The 20,020-nt window shown below is 56.7% G+C and carries 24 protein-coding genes and 1 pseudogene; 7 read left to right on the forward strand and 18 right to left on the reverse strand.

What is annotated here, in order from left to right:
• Positions 1-188 precede the first annotated feature (188 nt).
• The 3 genes from mltC to mutY form a co-directional block, all read right to left on the reverse strand.
• The gene (gene mltC / locus QLG21_RS08740) at positions 189-1,265 is read right to left on the reverse strand and encodes a membrane-bound lytic murein transglycosylase MltC (protein WP_042321946.1); all 1,077 of its coding nucleotides are present in this window, start codon (positions 1,263-1,265) and stop codon (positions 189-191) included.
• Positions 1,266-1,389: 124 nt separating this feature from the next.
• Entirely contained in the window at positions 1,390-1,662 is a 273-nt protein-coding gene (locus QLG21_RS08745) for an oxidative damage protection protein (protein ID WP_042321942.1), read from the reverse strand.
• Positions 1,663-1,688: 26 nt separating this feature from the next.
• Positions 1,689-2,747 (reverse strand): A/G-specific adenine glycosylase, encoded by a 1,059-nt coding sequence (gene mutY / locus QLG21_RS08750; protein ID WP_102890221.1) that lies wholly within the window; start codon positions 2,745-2,747, stop codon positions 1,689-1,691.
• A 137-nt stretch (positions 2,748-2,884) separates the two neighbouring features.
• Between mutY and trmB the strand changes: the two genes are divergently transcribed.
• The 3 genes from trmB to QLG21_RS08765 are packed head-to-tail and all read left to right on the forward strand — an operon-like array spanning position 2,885 to position 4,704.
• Positions 2,885-3,604, forward strand: a complete 720-nt coding sequence (gene trmB / locus QLG21_RS08755) for a tRNA (guanosine(46)-N7)-methyltransferase TrmB (RefSeq protein ID WP_058608627.1) — start codon at positions 2,885-2,887, stop codon at positions 3,602-3,604.
• Entirely contained in the window at positions 3,604-3,930 is a 327-nt protein-coding gene (locus QLG21_RS08760) for a YggL family protein (RefSeq protein ID WP_006178455.1), read from the forward strand. The genes trmB and QLG21_RS08760 overlap by 1 nt, the downstream gene beginning before the upstream one ends.
• Before the next feature lie 57 nt (positions 3,931-3,987).
• Positions 3,988-4,704 carry a DUF2884 domain-containing protein gene (locus tag QLG21_RS08765; protein WP_006178454.1) on the forward strand — a complete coding sequence of 239 codons (717 nt, stop codon included), beginning with the start codon at positions 3,988-3,990 and terminating at the stop codon, positions 4,702-4,704.
• 104 nt (positions 4,705-4,808) lie between these two features.
• Here QLG21_RS08765 and QLG21_RS08770 read toward each other — a convergent pair whose 3' ends face one another.
• The 6 genes from QLG21_RS08770 to QLG21_RS08795 form a co-directional block, all read right to left on the reverse strand.
• Positions 4,809-5,147, reverse strand: a complete 339-nt coding sequence (locus QLG21_RS08770) for an endonuclease domain-containing protein (protein WP_137272707.1) — start codon at positions 5,145-5,147, stop codon at positions 4,809-4,811.
• Positions 5,148-5,210: 63 nt separating this feature from the next.
• Entirely contained in the window at positions 5,211-6,353 is a 1,143-nt protein-coding gene (hemW, locus tag QLG21_RS08775; protein ID WP_282484239.1) for a radical SAM family heme chaperone HemW, read from the reverse strand.
• Complete coding sequence (locus tag QLG21_RS08780) at positions 6,346-6,939, reverse strand: XTP/dITP diphosphatase (protein ID WP_282484240.1); 594 nt, start codon at positions 6,937-6,939, stop codon at positions 6,346-6,348. The genes hemW and QLG21_RS08780 overlap by 8 nt, the downstream gene beginning before the upstream one ends.
• 3 nt (positions 6,940-6,942) lie before the next feature.
• Entirely contained in the window at positions 6,943-7,239 is a 297-nt protein-coding gene (yggU, locus tag QLG21_RS08785) for a DUF167 family protein YggU (RefSeq protein ID WP_006178450.1), read from the reverse strand.
• Positions 7,236-7,802, reverse strand: a complete 567-nt coding sequence (locus tag QLG21_RS08790) for a YggT family protein (protein WP_058608623.1) — start codon at positions 7,800-7,802, stop codon at positions 7,236-7,238. The genes yggU and QLG21_RS08790 overlap by 4 nt, the downstream gene beginning before the upstream one ends.
• A gap of 21 nt (positions 7,803-7,823) precedes the next feature.
• Entirely contained in the window at positions 7,824-8,525 is a 702-nt protein-coding gene (locus tag QLG21_RS08795) for a YggS family pyridoxal phosphate-dependent enzyme (RefSeq protein WP_137272710.1), read from the reverse strand.
• A gap of 17 nt (positions 8,526-8,542) precedes the next feature.
• Here QLG21_RS08795 and QLG21_RS08800 point away from each other — a divergent pair, with 17 nt between their 5' ends.
• Positions 8,543-9,523: a type IV pilus twitching motility protein PilT gene (locus QLG21_RS08800; RefSeq protein ID WP_282484241.1), complete on the forward strand. Its 981-nt coding sequence runs from the start codon at positions 8,543-8,545 to the stop codon at positions 9,521-9,523.
• 31 nt (positions 9,524-9,554) lie between these two features.
• Here the strand turns inward: QLG21_RS08800 and ruvX are convergent, their stop codons facing one another.
• From ruvX to metK, 8 genes are all read right to left on the reverse strand, one after another.
• Positions 9,555-9,971, reverse strand: coding sequence for a Holliday junction resolvase RuvX (gene ruvX, locus QLG21_RS08805; protein WP_006178446.1), 417 nt, complete (start codon positions 9,969-9,971; stop codon positions 9,555-9,557).
• Positions 9,971-10,531 (reverse strand): YqgE/AlgH family protein, encoded by a 561-nt coding sequence (locus QLG21_RS08810; RefSeq protein ID WP_006178445.1) that lies wholly within the window; start codon positions 10,529-10,531, stop codon positions 9,971-9,973. Before QLG21_RS08810 ends, ruvX begins: the two co-directional genes overlap by 1 nt.
• A gap of 82 nt (positions 10,532-10,613) precedes the next feature.
• Positions 10,614-11,561 carry a glutathione synthase gene (gene gshB / locus QLG21_RS08815; protein ID WP_042322311.1) on the reverse strand — a complete coding sequence of 316 codons (948 nt, stop codon included), beginning with the start codon at positions 11,559-11,561 and terminating at the stop codon, positions 10,614-10,616.
• Between the two features lie 21 nt (positions 11,562-11,582).
• Complete coding sequence (gene rsmE, locus QLG21_RS08820; protein ID WP_042321930.1) at positions 11,583-12,314, reverse strand: 16S rRNA (uracil(1498)-N(3))-methyltransferase; 732 nt, start codon at positions 12,312-12,314, stop codon at positions 11,583-11,585.
• 52 nt (positions 12,315-12,366) lie between these two features.
• Positions 12,367-13,074, reverse strand: a complete 708-nt coding sequence (gene endA, locus QLG21_RS08825) for a deoxyribonuclease I (RefSeq protein ID WP_282484242.1) — start codon at positions 13,072-13,074, stop codon at positions 12,367-12,369.
• 94 nt (positions 13,075-13,168) lie between these two features.
• On the reverse strand, positions 13,169-13,666 hold the full coding sequence (locus QLG21_RS08830; protein WP_058608620.1) for a SprT family zinc-dependent metalloprotease: 498 nt from the start codon (positions 13,664-13,666) through the stop codon (positions 13,169-13,171).
• A gap of 60 nt (positions 13,667-13,726) precedes the next feature.
• Positions 13,727-15,124: a galactose/proton symporter gene (galP, locus tag QLG21_RS08835; RefSeq protein WP_006178440.1), complete on the reverse strand. Its 1,398-nt coding sequence runs from the start codon at positions 15,122-15,124 to the stop codon at positions 13,727-13,729.
• A gap of 428 nt (positions 15,125-15,552) precedes the next feature.
• Positions 15,553-16,707: a methionine adenosyltransferase gene (metK, locus tag QLG21_RS08840; protein WP_006178439.1), complete on the reverse strand. Its 1,155-nt coding sequence runs from the start codon at positions 16,705-16,707 to the stop codon at positions 15,553-15,555.
• 477 nt (positions 16,708-17,184) lie between these two features.
• Here metK and QLG21_RS08845 point away from each other — a divergent pair.
• The 3 genes and pseudogenes from QLG21_RS08845 to speA all read left to right on the forward strand — a co-directional run.
• Positions 17,185-17,274 (forward strand): annotated as a pseudogene (locus tag QLG21_RS08845) (hypothetical protein); the annotation flags it as partial.
• Between the two features lie 94 nt (positions 17,275-17,368).
• Positions 17,369-17,500 carry an acid stress response protein YqgB gene (gene yqgB, locus QLG21_RS08850; protein WP_127463540.1) on the forward strand — a complete coding sequence of 44 codons (132 nt, stop codon included), beginning with the start codon at positions 17,369-17,371 and terminating at the stop codon, positions 17,498-17,500.
• A gap of 8 nt (positions 17,501-17,508) precedes the next feature.
• Positions 17,509-19,485 carry a biosynthetic arginine decarboxylase gene (gene speA, locus QLG21_RS08855; RefSeq protein WP_042321927.1) on the forward strand — a complete coding sequence of 659 codons (1,977 nt, stop codon included), beginning with the start codon at positions 17,509-17,511 and terminating at the stop codon, positions 19,483-19,485.
• A gap of 97 nt (positions 19,486-19,582) precedes the next feature.
• On the opposite strand, the gene QLG21_RS08860 is transcribed toward speA, so the two are convergent.
• A partial coding sequence (locus tag QLG21_RS08860) for a hypothetical protein (RefSeq protein ID WP_282484243.1) occupies positions 19,583-20,020 on the reverse strand: 438 nt, incomplete at its 5' end.

Raw genomic sequence — 20,020 nt, forward strand, 5'->3', positions numbered from 1 at the left:
TATGTTTTGTTATCTCCCGCAAAAAAATGCAATCCACATTAATTTGCAGATTAAATTGTGATGCAAATAAGGTTTTTGTATGGGTTGGGAAGTCTGTTCCCCCTCACCCTGCCCTCTCCCCACAGGGGAGAGGGTGTTCAAGTTCCCTCTCCCCTGTGGGGAGAGGGTTAGGGTGAGGGGAGAGAGGCTTAACGGCGACGATAGTTTTTCTGCGCCGTATTCACCTTATACAGATAGCGACGGGATTCTGCCGACGGGTGGCGGGTGGTGAGCGTGGTATAGACATCGCCTGGAGCCATGCTGTTGATGATATTCGCAGCCTGCACCTTGTCGCTGGAGAAGACGCGCAGCACGCTGCCCGCGCCGCCGTTATAGGCGGTGATCACCGCGTAGCGCCGCGAGGTCGGGTTATCGATCCCGCCCAGATAAACGTTGTTCAGCATTGCCAGATAGGCGGTGCCGGTATCAATGTTGCTTTGCGGATCGAACAGATAGCTACGGCTCGGCGTCCCGGAACGCCCCTGAGAGCGGAACACGTCTTTACCGGCGCTGTGCTGAACAACCTGCATCAGCCCCAGCGCGTCGGAACGGCTGACCGCGTACGGGTTGAATGAGGATTCGGTCTGCATAATCGCCAGAATCAACGACTCATCCACGCCATACTTACGCGATGCCTGGCGCACCATGCCGATGTACTTATGCGCACGTTTGTCGAGGTGGTTCGGTACCAGGTTGATGGTGACGCTGTAGATAATCTTCAGGCCGTTGGTGCGGCTCTTGAGGCGCGTTTTCAGCAGGTAATCGGCGAACGTCGAGGCGCGACCTTCCCAGCGAATCGGCTGCCCGGTCTGATCCACCACCTGGCCATACAGGAACGGCTCTTTGGAGATGGTGATGTCATCGGCATCGGAGTAAAGATCGATAGTGCCGGGATCGTCACCCATCAGCAGGGTTTTGATAATGGCCTGACGCAGGCGCGCGGCGGGTTCAGTACCTGCAATGGTTTCAATGGTGATCGTACCGTCATCAAAGTTGATGTGGCTACGGGTCTGATAGGCGTCGGTGTACTTAACGTAGTCCTTAGGTCCGGCGATAAGAACTTCGTTAAATCCCCAGATATTCTCGATGTTGTGGGCAAACTGCCCCATCAGAATGTCAAAACCGTTGGTGTCCTTCACCCAGGCTTCGTTGTAATCCTCGCCTTTCTTTGAGGAACAAGAGACCAGCAACGGCGCAACAAGAGCAAGCGCTAAAAATTTTTTCATCATTCCGGGAGTGCGTGTTGTGTTTGCTTAGTCGTTGCTTTCGCCGGGTGGCGCTGCGCTTACCCGGCCTACAAAACCGTAGGCCCGTGCAAGCGAAGCGCCGCCGGGCAACAGCGGCGCGGTATTATTTTTCCGGTGGCGTATAGCCTTCGATGTGCACGTCTTTACCTTCGAACAGGTAGTTCACCATCTCCTGCTCCAGCAGTTTGCGGTGTTCCGGGTTCATCATGCTGAGCTTTTTCTCGTTGATCAGCATGGTCTGCTTTTTCTGCCACTGGCCCCAGGCTTCTTTGGAGATCTCGTTGTAGATGCGCTTACCCAGGTCGCCCGGGTAGAGCTGGAAATCCTGGCCTTCAGCGTCGCGCTGCAGGAAAGTACAAAAAATAGTTCTGGCCATACTCATTCCTCATTTTCTGGCCGGTGCTAAATCAGTGCACCGACACGTAATTGCTGTAACAGGCGCTCCACGGGAGCCGCCAGCCCGACTGATGGCGGTTGCGCTAAGTTATACCAGAGACCGCTTCCTTCATCCATGCAGGAGGCGATGGAGGACACGGGAAGCCACATGGGCACAATATCCAGGTGGAAATGGCTGAAGGTATGACGAAACGCGGTTTGCTGCGTGAGAGTATCGTCCGCAATGCCGCGCTGTTTCAGCCATTCGCGAAGCAAATCTTCATCTTCAAACTGTGGGAAGCAGTATAGACCACCCCACAGGCCGCTCGGTGGACGCTGCGCCAAAAACACCTCGTCGCCGTGCTGCATCAGCAGCATATAGCCGGTGCGCTCGGGCAGCGTCTGCTTCGGCTTTTTGCCGGGATACTGCGCCCAGGCGTGGTTGGCATAGGCCACGCACAGGTTGTTCACCGGGCAGAGTTCGCACTTCGGTTTTGAACGGGTGCAGACCATCGCGCCGAGATCCATCATCGCCTGGTTAAAACGCTCAACGCCGTTTGCCGGCGTGACCGCTTCGCTAATGTCCCACAGACGCTTCTCGACCTCTTTTTTGCCCGGCCAGCCGTCCACCGCGTAGCAGCGTGCGAGCACCCGCTTCACGTTGCCGTCGAGGATCGGGAAGTGTTTGCCTAAGGAGAGGGAGAGAATCGCACCCGCGGTGGAACGCCCGACGCCGGGCAGGTCTGCCACTTCATCGAACGTTTCCGGGAATGTGCCGTTATGGCGCGTCGCCACCTGCTGTGCTGCCTTGTGCAGGTTGCGCGCGCGGGCGTAATAGCCAAGCCCGGTCCACAGGTGCAGCACCTCGTCCAGAGGCGCATTCGCCAGATCGGTAACCGTGGGAAAGCGCGCCATAAAGCGTTCAAAGTAAGGAATGACCGTCGCGACCTGCGTTTGTTGCAGCATCACCTCGGAGAGCCATACTTTGTAGGGCGTTTTTTCAATTTGCCAGGGCAGGGTTTTACGCCCGTATTTGTCGTACCAGTCCAGCACCTGGGCTGAAAATTGAGAGGCTTGCATGGTCATCGATTCGCATAATCAGGGACGCAGATTGCAGCACAGCGTCAATCTGCTGTAAACCGGATCTTTCCCATGCTTGCATAGATGCCTTAACTTTGGATAATGCCCGTTTCCCGAACACTCTCACGAGCAGACCACTTTTTATGAAAAACGACGTCATTTCACCGGAATTTGATGAAAACGGCCGCCCGCTGCGCCGTATTCGCAGCTTCGTCCGCCGTCAGGGCCGCCTGACAAAAGGGCAGCAACACGCGCTGGACAACTACTGGCCGGTGATGGGCGTTGAGTTCACTGAACAGCCTGTCGACTTCACCGCGCTGTTTGGCCGCGACGCGCCCGTCACGCTGGAGATTGGTTTTGGTATGGGCACCTCGCTGGTGACTATGGCGAAAGCGCGCCCCGAGCAGAACTTCCTCGGCATTGAAGTGCACTCGCCGGGCGTCGGCGCGTGTCTGGCAATGGCCCATGAAGAGGGCGTTGAGAACCTGCGCGTGATGTGCCACGACGCGGTAGAAGTGCTGCACAAAATGATTCCTGACAATTCTTTGAACATGGTTCAGCTCTTTTTCCCTGACCCGTGGCACAAAGCACGTCATAATAAACGCCGTATCGTTCAGGCACCGTTTGCAGAGCTGCTGAAAAGTAAGTTAAAGCTGGGCGGCGTTTTCCACATGGCGACCGACTGGGAACCTTATGCGGAACATATGCTGGAAGTGATGTCGTCGCTGGACGGGTATAAAAACCAGTCTGAAAGCAACGACTATGTACCGCGCCCGGATTCACGTCCGGTGACAAAATTTGAACAGCGTGGCCATCGTCTTGGTCACGGCGTATGGGACTTAATGTTCGAGAGGGTGAAATAATGGCAAAGAATCGTAGCCGTCGTCTGCGTAAAAAGATGCATATCGAAGAATTCCAGGAAGTGGGCTTCTCCGTTGCCTGGCGTTTCCCGGAAGGCACCAGCGTTGAGCAGATCGATCAGGACGTAGATGCGTTCATCAACGAGGTGATCGAACCCAACAAGCTGGCCTTTGACGGTAGCGGCTATCTGGCGTGGGAAGGTCTGATCTGCACCCAGGAAGTGGGTAAATGCACTGAAGAGCATCAGGCGCTGGTCCGCAAATGGCTTGAAGACCACAAAATGGAAGATGTCCGCGTCAGCGAACTTTTTGACGTTTGGTGGGACTAATAAAGCAGGTACGGGGCCAGCATTAGCTGGCCCATTTTGTCTGAGGGAGTGTTTAAGATGCGCAAAACGTTGCTGGCTGTTGCTCTATTGGCAATCGGAACCACCGCCCATGCGGAGTATAAATGTAGCGTCACCCCGCGTGACGACGTGGTATTAAGCCCGCAAACCGTGCAGGTCAAAGGCGAGAACGGCGATCTGGTGATTACGCCGGATGGCAACGTCACCTTTAACGGCAAACCGCAAAATCTGACGGCCGCTCAGCGCGAACAGGCAAAAGATTATCAGGCTGATTTGCGCACCGCACTGCCGTGGGTGAACGACGGTGCCCTGACGCGCGTTGAGAAAAGCCGCGTGGCGCTGGACAAGATCATCACTAAAGAGGTGGGTGAGAGCAGCAACATGCGCACCCGCCTGACCAAGCTGGACAAGCAGCTGAAAGAGCAGATGAACCGCATTATCGAGACTCGCACCGACGGCCTGACGTTCCACTACAAGGCCATTGATCAGGTGCGCGCCGACGGCCAAAACCTGGTGAACCAGGCGATGGGCGGTATTTTGCAGGACAGCATCAACGAGATGGGCGCAAAAGCCGTGCTGAAAGGCGGCGGTAACCCGCTGCAGGGCGTGCTGGGTAGCCTGGGCGGATTACAGACGTCGATTCAGAACGAATGGAAAAACCAGGAAGCCGATTTCCAGCAGTTCGGCAAAGACGTGTGTAAACGCGTGGTGTCGCTGGAAGATAGCAGAAAGGCGCTGGTGGGGACGTTGAAGTAAGTTTTCTGCGTGCCGGGCCCCTCACCCCGGCCCTCTCCCCAGGGGAGAGGGAGTAAACGTACTCTCACCCCTGGGGCAAAGTTCCCTCTCCCTGTGGGAGAGGGTTAGGGTGAGGGCATCAGGCATTGCAATCGTTGCATAATAGCCATCAGTACCTCCTCTTCATTTACCCTGAACTCATTGTTCCAGAACCGTATCACTTCCCAGCCGTTAGCCTTTAAAAAAGCCGTTCTGCGTAAGTCATATGCTTCTTCATCCTGATGTTGCCCCCCATCAAGCTCAATAATCAGCTTGGCTTTAAAACAGGCAAAATCAACGATGTATGTGCCAATCGGCATCTGGCGGCGAAACTTATAGCCAAAGAAGCGGCGTCCTCTGAGTAAATACCAGAGGCGTAATTCTTCGGGCGTCATTTCCTTGCGGAGTTGTTTTGATTTTTCCATCCCCATACTCTGCCAGCCTTTCCCTCAGCTGGCAGAACGGGATGCAAAATCCTGACGCTGTGTTCAGGAATCGTCGGCGAGGAACAGCTCAAGAAGGGAGTTTAAGAACAGTTTGCCATGCTCGGTTATCTGCCAGTATTCATCACATTCGGTGAGATACCCCTGCGCCAGCGCCTCGTCGATTTGCGGGCGGATCACCGACTCTGCCAGCCCGGTATAGCGCGAGAACTCCTCACGCGGCGCGGCTTCCAGCAGGCGTAAGCGGTTCATAAAGAATTCAAACGGCTTATCCGCCGCCTCGACGTCGTGCTGACGCTCCAGATAGCGGCCTTCCATGTACCCGCGCGGATGGCGCGTTTTAGCGGTACGCAGGATGCGTCCGTCCGGGAAGGTCACTTTGCCGTGCGCGCCGCAGCCTATCCCCAGATAATCGCCAAAGCGCCAGTAGTTCAGGTTGTGCTGACACTGGTAGCCCGGCTTCGCATAGGCAGAGGTTTCGTACTGCTGATAGCCTGCAGCGGTCAACAGCTGATGACCTTGTTCGAAGATATCCCACAGCGCGTCGTCATCCGGTAGTACCGGCGGGCGAGAGCCAAACAGCGTGTTTGGCTCAATGGTCAGCTGATACCAGGAGAGATGCGGCGGATTAAGTTCAATCGCCTGACGCAGGTCGTCCAGCGCTTCGTCGAGCGACTGGTCCGGCAGGCCGTGCATCAAATCGAGGTTAAAGCTGCGAAGGCCAAGCCCCGTTGCCAGATGCGCTGCGCGCTTTGCCTCGTCCGGGCCGTGAATGCGCCCCAGGCGCGTTAATTTTTGCTCGCTAAAGCTCTGTACGCCGATGGAGATACGGTTCACCCCCGCACGCTGATAGTCGACAAAACGGTCGGCCTCAACGGTGCCGGGGTTGGCTTCCATCGTAATTTCAGCATCCGCAGCCAGGTTCAGGCGCGCACGCACACCGTCCAGCAGCGTCTGCATCGCCGGGCCTGAAAGCAGGCTCGGCGTACCGCCACCAATAAAAATGGTCTTAACTTCACGTCCCTGTGCGTAAGGTACATCGGCGTCCAGGTCGGCCAGCAGATGCGCAACGTAATCATCGTGCGGCACTTCGCCTTTCAGCGCGTGCGAGTTGAAATCGCAGTACGGGCATTTCTGCACGCACCACGGGATGTGAATATACAGACTCAGAGGTGGCAGGTTAGACATTACGTAATGCTTCCAGTAACAGTTTCAGCGCGCGTCCACGGTGGGAAATCGCGCTTTTCTCTTCGCGGGTCAGTTCCGCAGCGGTTTTGCCCTCAGACGGGACAAAGAAAATTGGGTCGTAGCCAAAGCCGCCGTTGCCAGCCGCCTCGCGGGCGATCACGCCCGGCCAGCTGCCGTGGCAGACAACAGGCGTGGGGTCTTCGGCATGGCGCAGGTAAACCAGTACGCAGTGGAACTGCGCGGTGCGCTGGTCGTCAGGCACATCCTTCAGGGCGACAAGCAGCTTTTCCAGATTTTGCTGGTCGGTGGCATCTTCACCAGAATAGCGCGCGGAGTAAATTCCCGGCGCGCCGCCAAGATAATCCACGGCCAGGCCGGAGTCGTCGGCAATGGCAGGCAGGCCGGTAATCTGAGCGGCATGGCGCGCTTTCAGGATCGCGTTTTCGATAAACGTCAGGCCCGTCTCCTCGGCGGAATCCACGCCAAGCTCGGTCTGGGCGACCACGTCCAGCCCAAAATCATTTAAAAGCGAGGCCAGCTCGCGCACTTTACCGGCATTACCGGTAGCGAGAACAACTTTCTGCATGGTTTAGTCCTGTTCTGTCAGCGCCGCGACTTGCGTCGGAATCGATTGCGGATTGAGGATTTTTACCTGTTTATGTCGCCCCAGTTCACCTTTTTCAATGATGACCTGGCTTTTGGCGACGCGAAACTGTTTAGCCAGATATTTGGTCAGATGCGCATTGGCCTGACCATCCACCGGCGGGGCGGTGATGGCGACTTTTAGCTCGTCGCCATGCAGCCCAACAATGCTGTCGCGGCTGGCTTTCGGCTGAATATACAGCCGTAAAACCAGCCCGTCAGCGCAGGTGCTTACGGCACTCATAGCGCCATCCACAGCCCCGGCAGCAGCATATTACCCGTCGCCTGTAACAGCTCGGCGATCCCCATGTTAGCCACGTACAGCAGCAGGACAAGGATCATCGGCGAAAAGTCGATACCGCCCATCGACGGCAGCAGATTGCGAATCGGGCGCAGCAGCGGTTCAGCCAGCTGGATAAGCGCGTACTCTACCGGGCTACGGCCCTGGCTCACCCAGCTCATGATTGCCATCACCAGCAAGACCCAGAAGATCAGCAGGCCGACGGTTTTGATGAGGATCAGAACGGCAGCGATCCAGATAATTGGCTGGAAGGTAATAACCATAAACAGCACGATCGCTTTGATAACGCTCAGGATAAACGCCATCAGCAGCGAGGCGCTGTCGATAGGCCCCATCGCCGGAATAATGCGGCGCAGCGGCCCCACGACGGGCTGGGTTACCTTCACGACAAACTGTGAGAACGGATTATAAAAATCACAGCGGGCCCACTGCATCCAGACGCGCAGTAACAGCGCCATCGTATACAGCTCAAGCACTGTTGAGAGCAGGAAAGTCAACGTCTTCATGGCGTTCCTTAGGTTTCCTTATTATTGGGTGTAATCGCGCGCACCGAAAATTGCTGTGCCGATGCGCACCATCGTACTGCCTGCCGCAATCGCGGCTTCCATATCATCCGACATGCCCAGAGAAAGCGTGTCTACCGTTGTGTGGCGCGCTTTAAGCGCCTCAAATGCTACAGCCATTTGCCGTGCTACGGCAAACTGCCTTTCATAACTTGACTCAGGTGCCGGGATCGCCATCAGCCCGCGCAGGGTCAGGTGCGGCAGCGCTGCCACCTCTGCCGCCAGAGCGTCGAGCTCGCTCAGCGCAATGCCGGATTTGCTGTTCTCGTCGCTAATGTTGATTTGAATCAGCACGTTAAGCGGAGCCATCTCCGCCGGGCGCTGGTCGTTCAGGCGCGCGGCAATCTTCAGACGATCGATCGTGTGACACCAGTCGAAATGCTCCGCGACCAGACGGCTTTTGTTCGACTGCAGCGGGCCAATAAAGTGCCATTGCAAATCGTCCTGCCCCTGGTCACGGAAATGGCAAATTTTGTCCACGCCTTCCTGCACGTAGTTTTCACCAAACGCCCGCTGCCCGGCGGCAATCGCTTCTGCGAGGGCGCTCGCAGGCTTAGTTTTACTGACTGCAAGCAACGTAATTTCTTCTGAAGCACGGCCGCAACGCGTTGCAGCGGCTGAGATTTTGTCCCGGACCTGTGCCAGGTTATGCGCAATGTCGTTCATTTTCCGAGGAGTAGTCTATGGATGTGGAAGAAATCGTGGCCCTTAGTGTAAAGCATAACGTCTCCGATCTACACCTGTGCAGTGATGCCCCCCCGCGCTGGCGGCGATTAGGCCGCCTTGAGCCCGCCCCGTTTTCGCCTCCGGACGTGAACGTGCTGCTCAGGGAGTGGCTTAATGATGAACAGCAGGGGGCTTGGTGGGCAAACGGGCAGGTGGATTTTGCCGTCACCACCGGCGAAAACCAGCGCCTGCGCGGCAGCGCGTTTATGCATATGCAGGGTGCCTCTGTCGCGCTGCGACTGCTGCCGCGTGCCTGCCCGCAACTTTCTGCGCTGGGCGTGCCGCGGGCGATCCCGGAGCTGTTACTGAATGACAGCGGGCTGCTGCTGGTGACCGGGGCAACCGGCAGCGGAAAATCCACCACTCTGGCGGCGATGGTCGATTTTCTCAACCACCACACCGACGGGCATATTCTGACGCTCGAAGATCCGGTGGAATTTATCTATCAGAGTGAACGCTGCCTGATCCAGCAGCGCGAAATAGGCCAGCACAGCCCGACGTTTGCCGAGGCGCTGCGGGGCGCGTTGCGTGAAGATCCGGATGTGATTTTGCTGGGGGAGCTGCGCGACAGCGAAACGATCCGCCTGGCGCTGACGGCGGCAGAAACCGGGCATCTGGTGCTGGCAACGCTGCATACGCGTGGGGCATCGCAGGCCATTGAACGGCTGGTGGATACCTTTCCGGCACAGGAGAAAGACCCGGTGCGCACCCAGCTGGCGGGCAGCCTGCGGGCGGTTCTGGCGCAAAAGCTGCGCCCGGATTTGCAGGGCGGGCGCGTCGCGCTTTATGAGCTGCTGGTGAATACCCCGGCGGCGGCGAACCTGATCCGTGAAGGCAAAACCTGGCAGCTTCCCGGGATCGTTCAAACGGGTCAGCAGGCGGGCATGCAGAACTTTGAACAGAGCCTGGCCGAGCGCCGGGCGCAGGGCAGGCTATAGGAACCTGCCGGGCTACCGCCTGAAAAGAGGCTCAGTAACCCTGCTCGAAATAGCTCTCGAGGATAATGACGGCGGAAGCCGAGTCGACGCTGCCTTTGTTCAGCGCCCGAAAACCACCGTGTTCAAACAGCCCGGCGCGCGCTTCGACGGTGCTCAGACGCTCGTCATGCAGCTTCACGGATACGCCAAAGCGGCCATGAATTTTATTGGCAAATTTACGCGCCCTGGCGGTAAGCGGTTGCTCGGTGCCGTCCATGTTCAGCGGCAGCCCGACAATCACGTCGTCCGGCTGCCACTCTTTGAGCAGACGTTCGATAAGGTTCCAGTCGGGCGTGCCGTCGTTGGCCTTGAGCGCCGTCAGCGGGCGTGCCGTGCCGGTAATGCGCTGGCCCACGGCAACGCCGATGCTTTTAGTGCCAAAGTCGAAGGCAATTAGCGTTCCGCTCATTAGGCGTGCCCCGCAACGCCGGGCATGGTCAGAATATCAATGCCGATAAGTTTTGCGGCCTCGCGCCAGCGATCGGCAATCGGAGTTTTAAACAGGATGTTCATATCCGCGGGCGCGGTCAGCCAGGCGTTATCCAGAATTTCCTGCTCAAGCTGGCCTTTCTCCCATGAGGCGTAGCCCAGCGCAACCAGCACTTCGGAAGGCTGATTTGCCGTACCGAGTGTTTCAAGGACATCGCGCGAGGTGGTGATAACGGTGTTATCCGAAATGCGAATACTGGAGGAAAAGACCGGCGGGGTATGCAGAATAAAACCGCGATCTTCTGCAAGCGGCCCACCCAGCATGACGGCTTTATCAAGACGGATCTCTGGCAGACGCTCTTCCGTGGTGATTTTCAGCTTGTCCAGAATCCCTTCGACCTGGAGGTTTTCCAGCGGCTTGTTGATGATAATTCCCATCGCACCGTCTTCATTGTATTCACAAATGTACACCACGGCGCGGCGGAAAATCGGGTCCTGGAGTGCAGGCATGGCAATAAGAAAGTGATGCTGTAAATTCATTGTCAGAGGGTCTGTTTCCTGGTTTAAAAAGCGACAGCGTCCAGTATGCGGAGAAACGACAACGCTGTCACTCTTTGGTGGGTTACTTCTGTAAACGTTTTTCGATGGCGTCCATCAGCATACCGGTGATCGAAATCGGGAATTCCGCCTCGATTTCACGGATGCAGGTTGGGCTGGTGACGTTCACTTCGGTCAGACGGTCGCCGATGATGTCCAGGCCGACGAAAATCAGCCCTTTGGCTTTAAGCGTAGGGCCAACGCGGCGGGCAATTTCCCAGTCGCTTTCGGTCAACGGGCGCGGTTCGCCACGGCCACCGGCTGCGAGGTTGCCGCGGGTTTCGCCACCCTGCGGGATACGTGCCAGGCAGTAAGGCACCGGCTCGCCGTCCACCACCAGCACACGCTTGTCGCCGTCGACGATGGCAGGCAGGTAGTTCTGCGCCATGCAGTAGCGGGTACCCAGCTCGGTCAGCGTTTCGGCAATGACGCCAATGTTAGGATCGCCTTCTTTAACGCGGAAGATAGACGCGCCGCCCATGCCGTCCAGCGGCTTCATGATGATATCGCCGTGTTGCTGCCAGAATGCTTTCAGCTGTGCCTTGCTGCGGGTCACCAGCGTTTCCGGCGTCAGGTCAGAGAACCAGGCTGTGTAAAGCTTCTCGTTGCAGTCGCGCAGGCTCTGCGGCTTGTTGACGATGAGCGTGCCTTTCTCTTCTGCGCGTTCCAGGATATAGGTGCAGTAGATAAATTCGGTATCGAACGGCGGATCTTTACGCATCAGGATGACGTTGAGGTCGGCCAGGGCGATATCCTGCTCGCTGCCGAATTCGTACCATTTGTCGTAGTTCTGCTCGACGTTAACGAGGCGGGTACGCGCGCGGGCTTCACCGTTGATCAGGTAAAGATCGTTCATCTCCATATAGTGGAGTTCATAGCCGCGACGCTGCGCTTCCAGCAGCATAGCGAAGCTGGAATCTTTCTTGATGTTAATGTTTGCGATGGGATCCATCACGATGCCGAGCTTGATCATTTTTTTCTCCATCAATATGGGTCAACCCAGATCGCCAAAACGCACCTGTAGCGCGGTAATGGCGGTGAGCGCCGTTGTCTCAGTGCGCAGAACGCGAGGCCCTAACAGAATATCAGTAAACTGGTAACGTGCCGTCATGGCGATCTCGTCAGCCGACAGGCCGCCCTCCGGGCCAATCAACAGGCGCACGCGCTCGACGGGCAGCGGCAGCGTGTTGATGCTGGCGCTGGCGCGAGGGTGGAGATTGAGCTTCAGCCCGCTCTCCTCTTCAGCACACCAGTCCTCAAGGTCCATCGCCGGGCGGATCTCCGGTATCCGGTTGCGGCCGCTTTGCTCGCAGGCCGCAACGGCAATTTTCTGCCACTGCTGGATCTTTTTGTTCAGACGTTCAGCATCCAGTTTAACGCCACAGCGCTCAGAAAAAAGTGGCGTAATGAGGCTTACACCGAGTTCAATGGATTTCTGAATGGTGAACTCCATCTTTTCACCGCGCGACATCACCTGTCCCAGATGGATATGCAGCGGCGATTCACGGTCGTCCACTTCACCGCGCAGCACGTTGACGTGCACGCTTTTTTTGTCGGCGCGCGTAATTTCAGCGTCGAACACCTGGTTGGAGCCGTCGAAGAGCTGAATCGCCTGGCCTGCGCCCATACGCAGCACGCGACCTACGTGGTTGGCGGCGTCGTCAGACAGGGCGATCTCACGGCCTGCGGTAATCAGTTCAGGATGGTAGATGCGGGGAATGCGCATAGTCAGAAATTCCATGTGTCATGCGGTGTAAGCGAATTGCCGCTAGTGTAGGTTAGCTCTTTTGCGCCTGGCAAGCCCGCTGGACGTAAGGGTTGTGATTCCCCTGAACTTTCGCAATGCGCTCATCGCGCTGGCACTCCCACGCCGTCACCGGATACATCTTGTCCCAGGCGTTAAACAGCTGCGTCTGCTGGCGTGAAAGCGCAAGCGAGTAACGGTCGCGCATGTAGAAATAGGTGCGGGCAATGCTGCCGCGCGCGCGGGCTGGCGGCTCGGCGACTTTCTCTTTGAAATCCACCTTCATGGCGCACTGTCCGTACTGGCCTTCACCGCCGTTCCACTGGCTGTACATGAAGTTGCCGCGATCGCCGTTCACTTCGCCTACCGCCGGCTGCAGGTTGTGCATATCGCTTTCCATCTGGCGATAGACCGGGTCTTTGGCGCAGTTTTTACGCCCGCCATCCTGCCAGCACTGGCGCTGATGGCCGAACTGCCATGCCGGAACGACATGTTCCCATTCGATTCGGCTGGCGCGGTTCTCATTTTTACGGACTTTGTAACCGCAGGACGCGAGGTCAACGACGCCTTTTTTGCCCTGCCAGTTAATCTTACAGCCACAGTAGAAATCGCCCGGCGCGTCAGCGTTAATCTTGACGCCTGCGGTTTTTGCCTGGGAAAAACTATGGATACCGTCGGCCAGCGCGTGGCCGGAGAGCGCCGTCGTCAGAAAGGCGACGGTGAGGGAGAAATTACGGGACATCTTACACTCCGTGTCAAAACGAGCCGGCAACGTAGCGGATGTTGTTCCTGTATGCAATCAGTCAGATCAGGAAAGTTCCTGATTGTTCATTTGATCATTCCGCAACCAGCGGATCGCCGCACTTCACGCAGCGGTAGGTTGCTTCGCCACGCACCACGCGGTTATGACGGCGCACGGTGAGCTGATGCTGCTGGCACGAGCAGCGGTAGGGGAAAGTATTGGTGCGTACTGATACAAGCTCGAACTGGTGCGTGCGGCGAGCGGGCACGCCGAGCACCGCCTCCATCATCCATTTCCACTCTTTGCCGTGGGGCGCCACGCGGCCAAAATGTTTCCACACCAGCAGATGCGCCAGCTCGTGAGGCACCACCTCTTCGATAAATGCCTGCTGGTTTTCCATCATCAGCACCGGGTTTAAGCGGATCTCCCAGGACTCCAGCCAGGCGGTGCCTGCTGCAGTGCCGCGCTGGTGGTACACCAGCCTGGGTTCCGGATAATTGCGCCCGAGCTTCAGGTTTGCCTGGGCGAGTTTTTCCCGCAGGCTGCGCATAGCGGCTTGCTGAAGGGCGATGGGGAGACGGGGAGCTTTCATAGGGGCAGAGCATAAAGCGGGAAGCGGGGAGGTGCAAGCGGCACCTCCCCGGCAGAACACTCAGTCGTGTGCGCCAATCTCACGCAGCGGACGACCTTTCATCAGGTTACGTTCAATATGTTCCAGCGAAACGTGTTTGGTTTCTGGAACCAGCCAGATGGTCAGAACAATGAAGAAGATGTTCAGGCCGGAGTAAACCCAGAAGGTGTTCGCATTGCCCAGCGTGTTGAGCATGGTCAGGAACGTTGCGCCGACAATCATGTTGGCGATCCAGTTGGTCGCGGTGGAGCAGGTGATACCAAAATCACGCCCTTTCAGCGGCTGGATCTCCGAGCACAGCACCCAGATCAGCGGACCGGCGCTCATCGCAAAACCGACGATAAACATCAGCAGCATGGCCACGGCAAAGTACTGTGCAGACGGGGAGTGAATGCCCACATGCATCATCGTACCGAGGACGCCCATCCCGACGGCCATCACCAGGAAGCCCAGCGTCAGCGTTGGTTTACGTCCCCAACGGTCTACCAGACCAATGGCAATAAAGGTCGCCAGCACGTTGGTCAGACCGACGATTACCGTGCCCCACATCTGCTCGGTGGTGTTGGTGTAACCCGCCAGTTCGAAGATTTTTGGCGCGTAGTACATGATGACGTTCATCCCGGTGAACTGTTGCATCACCTGCAGCAGCACGCCCAGGAACACCGCGCGGCGGAAGTTGCTGTTCTCTTTAAACAGCGCCCAGCCGGACTGTTTTACCTTCAGGCTTTCGCGGATCTCTTCCAGCTCGTTTTTCGCTTCTGCGCTGGTATCACGCAGGCGCAGTAAAACCCGTTCGGCATCGTGGAAGCGGCGTTTGGCGGCGAACCAGCGCGGGCTGTCCGGCAGGAAAAAGACGCCAATCAGCAGCAGCACCGCAGGGATGATGATCACGCCGAGCATCCAGCGCCATGCACCGCTGTAGCTGAATGCCGTATCGGAAAGATAAGCGCCCAGAATACCGATGGTGATCATCAGCTGGTACATCGAAATCATGCTGCCACGGATTTTCTCCGGCGCGATTTCAGACAGGTACAGCGGCGCGGTGTAAGACGCCACGCCAACGGCCAGGCCGAGCAGTACGCGCGACACCAGCAGCACCTCAACGTTTGGTGCGGCGGCAGAGAACAATGACCCAGCCACGAACAGGATCGCGCCGATCATCAGGCTCTTTTTACGCCCGAGCTTGAAGGAGAGCCAGCCGCTGCCCACCGCACCCACGGCGGCACCGAACATCATGGAGCTGACCACCCACTCCTGAGTGTGTGAAGAGATCTGGAATTCATCGGTGATGAAAGGTAACGCACCGGCGATAACGCCGATATCCAGGCCAAAGAGTAATCCTGCCAGGGCTGCGAGGAAGCAGACGAAGAAGGTCATCGCCTTATTGGACGTACGCCCCTGTTTTTTATTGTCAGGCATTATGCCCTCCAGTTGGGTTATCAGTTTTTACGATGTTAAGAGTAGGTGAGTAGTGCGTAAAAATATGTGAGACAAATCACAACGGTGTAATCGGTTACACAACATTGACTACGTAAATAATATTAAAGCTTTGAAAATATAGAGGTAAACGAGGTGATATGCATCGCGAATGTACACAATTCAGACTTAACTGAAAGGAAATGTAACAGCAGAAGAAATGCGATCATGCAAAGGGAATAATCTGAAAGCAGGATATATTTGGTGCGGTGTAAACGGTTTCAAAGGGTGCGGTCTGTCGTCGGGCGGCGGCTGCGCCTTACCCGACCTACGGGTCCGAAGATTTTGTAGGTCGGGTAAGGCGCAGCCGCCACCCGACATAAAAAAAGGCCAGCGCAAAGGCTGGCCTGTTTAACGCTACGGTCGGTCGATTATTTCAGACCGGCAGCGTCACGCAGCAGGGCGGCTTTGTCGGTTTTTTCCCATGGGAAATGTTCGCGACCAAAGTGACCGTACGCAGCGGTTTCTTTATAGATTGGATGCAGCAGATCCAGCATCTGGATCAGGCCGTAAGGACGCAGGTCGAAGAACTCGCGCACCAGCAGCGTCAGCTGCTCGGATGGCACTTTCTCCGTACCAAAGGTTTCCACCATGATAGACGTTGGTTCCGCCACGCCGATAGCGTAAGAAACCTGAATTTCACAGCGGTCGGCCAGGCCCGCAGCCACGATGTTTTTCGCAACATAACGTGCTGCGTATGCCGCAGAACGGTCAACTTTAGACGGGTCTTTACCAGAAAACGCACCGCCACCGTGACGCGCCATGCCGCCGTAGGTATCAACGATGATTTTACGACCGGTCAGGCCGCAGTCGCCCATTGGGCCGCCGATAACGAAGCGTCCGGTTGGGTTGATGAAGTATTTGGTTGCAGAGTTCAGCCACTCAACGGGCAGAACCGGCTTGATGATCTCTTCCATCACCGCTTCCTGCAGCGCTTTCTGGTCAATCTCTTCGGAATGCTGGGTAGACAGAACCACCGCATCAATACCGACGATTTTGCCGTCGTCGTACTGGAAGGTCACCTGGCTTTTCGCATCCGGGCGCAGCCACGGCAGGGAGCCGTTTTTACGCACTTCAGCCTGACGCTGCACCAGACGGTGTGCGTAGGTGACGGGTGCTGGCATCAGCACGTCGGTTTCGTTGGTGGCGTAGCCGAACATCAGGCCCTGGTCGCCCGCGCCCTGTTCCAGCGGATCGGCACGGTCAACGCCCTGGTTGATGTCCGGAGACTGTTTGCCGATGGCGCTCAGTACCGCACAGGAGTTGGCATCAAAGCCCATATCAGAATGCACATAGCCGATCTCACGCACCGTGTTACGGGTGATCTCTTCGATATCAACCCATGCGCTGGTGGTGATCTCACCGCCCACCAGAACCATGCCGGTTTTGACATAGGTTTCGCACGCTACGCGCGCTTTTGGATCCTGGGTCAGGATCGCATCCAGCACCGCATCGGAGATTTGGTCAGCAATTTTATCAGGATGTCCTTCTGATACGGACTCGGACGTAAACAGGTGTTTTGCCATGTTATATTTCACCTAAGAGGAATTTGGTTAGCTCAAGCTGCTGTGTGGAATAGCCAAGGGAGATAATTCTACCAAGGCCGACGGGTTTTGACACTGGCAGTCTGAGTGTTAATCAGTATGGATGGATTAACATCTGGACGGCTATTTTAGGTCACTTCTTAGACCGATTTCCAGTTTTTTTTGACTCACCTCTCACTGCGTTGAAAACGCAGCTGGAAATATTTCCTGACGCCGCTGGCAACGCGCGCATTTTTGTTTTGCATTTTAGCCCCCTTCTCGGTATAAAACGCGGCGCGCGGCTTCTAAAAAAAAGCGCTCGATGAACTCATCGTGTTGCCACTTCCAGCCGGGTTAAGCAGTGAACTTTCAGCTTTGGCTTGGGGTCCGTTTCAGCAGAGGCGGCCGTGGAGGTGATACGAGATAATGAACCATCGTTTTCCGCTAATTCAGCGCAGCCGTTCTGGCGCGCATTTGATTCCCGCAACCCGCATTTCTAGTCTGCAAACCTGCCGATGTTATACCCATCTCGGCGCTTCTCAGGATTCCAGGGCCGGTCACGCTTTGTGAAAACTGAACAAGGGCGCTCTTGTTAATACAAGAGTTATCTCGTGGTTTCGCCGAACCTTGTCATACACAGTTCGGTTACGTGTTTTACAATGATATGAATAAGAAACCGGTCGCACGGTCTGGATTTCAGCATACTCTGCTGGGAGATGGAGCCGTTTATGGGTTGTTATCGCCGTATAACGCTGCGATAGTAGTCAACTGTTTTACACTTAATACAAAGAGTTGAGGTTCGCTATGTCTGACGACATGTCTTCAGTTTCGCCTTCGTCAGCGGGCGAACAGGGTGTACTACGTTCCATGCAGGAGGTTGCGATGAGCTCCCAGGAAGCCAGCAAGATGCTGCGCACTTATAATATTGCCTGGTGGGGCAATAACTACTACGACGTCAATGAGCTGGGCCACATTAGCGTTTGCCCCGATCCGGACGTCCCCGATGCGCGCGTGGATCTCGCCAGACTGGTGAAAGCTCGCGAAGCGCAGGGCCAGCGTTTGCCTGCACTGTTCTGCTTCCCGCAGATCCTGCAACATCGCCTGCGTTCGATTAACGCCGCGTTCAAGCGCGCGCGCGAATCTTATGGCTATAAAGGCGACTACTTCCTGGTTTACCCGATTAAGGTGAACCAGCACCGCCGCGTTATTGAATCCCTGATCCACTCCGGCGAACCGCTGGGGCTGGAAGCCGGTTCCAAAGCGGAGCTGATGGCCGTTCTGGCGCACGCGGGCATGACCCGGTCGGTGATTGTCTGTAACGGTTATAAAGACCGTGAATACATTCGTCTGGCGCTGATTGGCGAGAAGATGGGCCACAAGGTCTATCTGGTTATCGAGAAGATGACCGAAATCGCAATTGTGCTGGAAGAGGCGGAGCGTCTGAACGTGATCCCACGCCTCGGCGTGCGTGCGCGTCTGGCGTCCCAGGGTTCCGGTAAATGGCAGTCCTCCGGTGGCGAAAAGTCCAAGTTCGGCCTCGCGGCGAACCAGGTGCTGCAGCTGGTAGAAATTCTGCGCGAGCGCGGTCGTCTGGACAGCATCCAGCTGCTGCACTTCCACCTCGGCTCGCAGATGGCGAACATTCGCGACATCGCCACCGGCGTGCGTGAATCGGCGCGTTTCTACGTTGAGCTGCACAAGCTGGGCGTCAACATTCAGTGCTTCGACGTCGGCGGCGGTCTGGGCGTGGACTATGAAGGAACCCGCTCGCAGTCCGACTGCTCTGTTAACTACGGCCTGAACGAATACGCCAACAACATTATCTGGGCGATTGGCGATGCCTGTGAAGAGCACGGCCTGCCGCATCCGACGGTGATCACCGAATCGGGCCGCGCGGTGACCGCGCACCACACCGTGCTTGTTTCCAACATTATCGGCGTTGAGCGTAGCGAAATTTCTGAAGCGACGCCGCCGCAGGAAGATGCGCCTCGTTCCCTGCAAAGTATGTGGGAAACCTGGCAGGAGATGCACGAGCCGGGCACGCGCCGCTCGCTGCGCGAATGGCTGCACGACAGCCAGATGGATCTGCACGACATTCATGTCGGCTACTCTTCAGGCACCTTCAGCCTGCAGGAGCGCGCGTGGGCAGAGCAGCTCTATCTGAACATGTGCCATGAAGTACAGAAGCAACTCGACCCGAGTAACCGCGCGCACCGTCCGATTATTGACGAGCTGCAGGAGCGTATGGCGGATAAGATTTACGTCAACTTCTCGCTGTTCCAGTCGATGCCGGATGCCTGGGGTATCGATCAGCTGTTCCCGGTTCTGCCGCTGGAAGGGCTGAACCACGCCCCGGAACGTCGTGCGGTGCTGCTGGACATCACCTGTGACTCCGATGGTGCTATCGATCACTACGTGGACGGCGACGGTATCGCCACCACCATGCCGATGCCGGAGTACGATCCGGAGAACCCGCCGATGCTGGGCTTCTTTATGGTCGGTGCGTACCAGGAGATCCTCGGCAACATGCACAACCTGTTCGGTGATACCGAAGCGGTTGACGTGTTCGTCTTCCCTGACGGCAGCGTGGAGGTTGAGCTGTCTGATGAAGGGGATACCGTAGCGGATATGCTCCAGTACGTTCAGCTCGATCCGGGCAAGCTGCTGACTCAGTTCCGCGATCAGGTGAAAAACACCGGTCTGGACGATGCGCTGCAACAGCAGTTCCTCGAAGAGTTTGAAGCGGGTCTGTACGGGTATACCTACCTCGAAGACGAGTAATTATCCCGCCTGCTGAATAAGAAAAGGGTCTGACCGTGGTCAGACCCTTTTTTATGGCTACATGAAAACCCCGCCGGTGAACGACGGGGGAGGGCGGTTAACTCAGCTGTTCGTCCTGGAACGCGATGGTCACCTTCGCATAGATATCAATTGGCGTTTCCGTCATCAGCGGCAGCCACTGCTTCGGCTGTGCTGTTGCGCTCATATCGCCGTTCCACTGCTTGTGTTCAGGCGTTTTTGGCATGTCCATGCCGGTCTGACCGGTGGATGAGCCTGGCGAGAGCTTGACGTCGGTGCCTTTCGGATTGCTCGACGGCGCCACGCCGTTGGTCATATCGCCGTTCCACTGCTTGTGCTCAGGCGTTTTCGGCATATCCATGCCGGTCTGACCGGTGGACGAGCCTGGCGAAAGCTTAACGTCGGTGCCTTTCGGATTGCTCGACGGCGCCACGCCGTTGGTCATATCGCCGTTCCACTGCTTGTGCTCAGGCGTTTTCGGCATATCCATGCCGGTCTGACCGGTGGACGAGCCTGG

Source organism: Enterobacter sp. V87_3 (assembly GCF_029967835.1).
In the GTDB taxonomy this organism is placed as follows: domain Bacteria; phylum Pseudomonadota; class Gammaproteobacteria; order Enterobacterales; family Enterobacteriaceae; genus Enterobacter; species Enterobacter cancerogenus.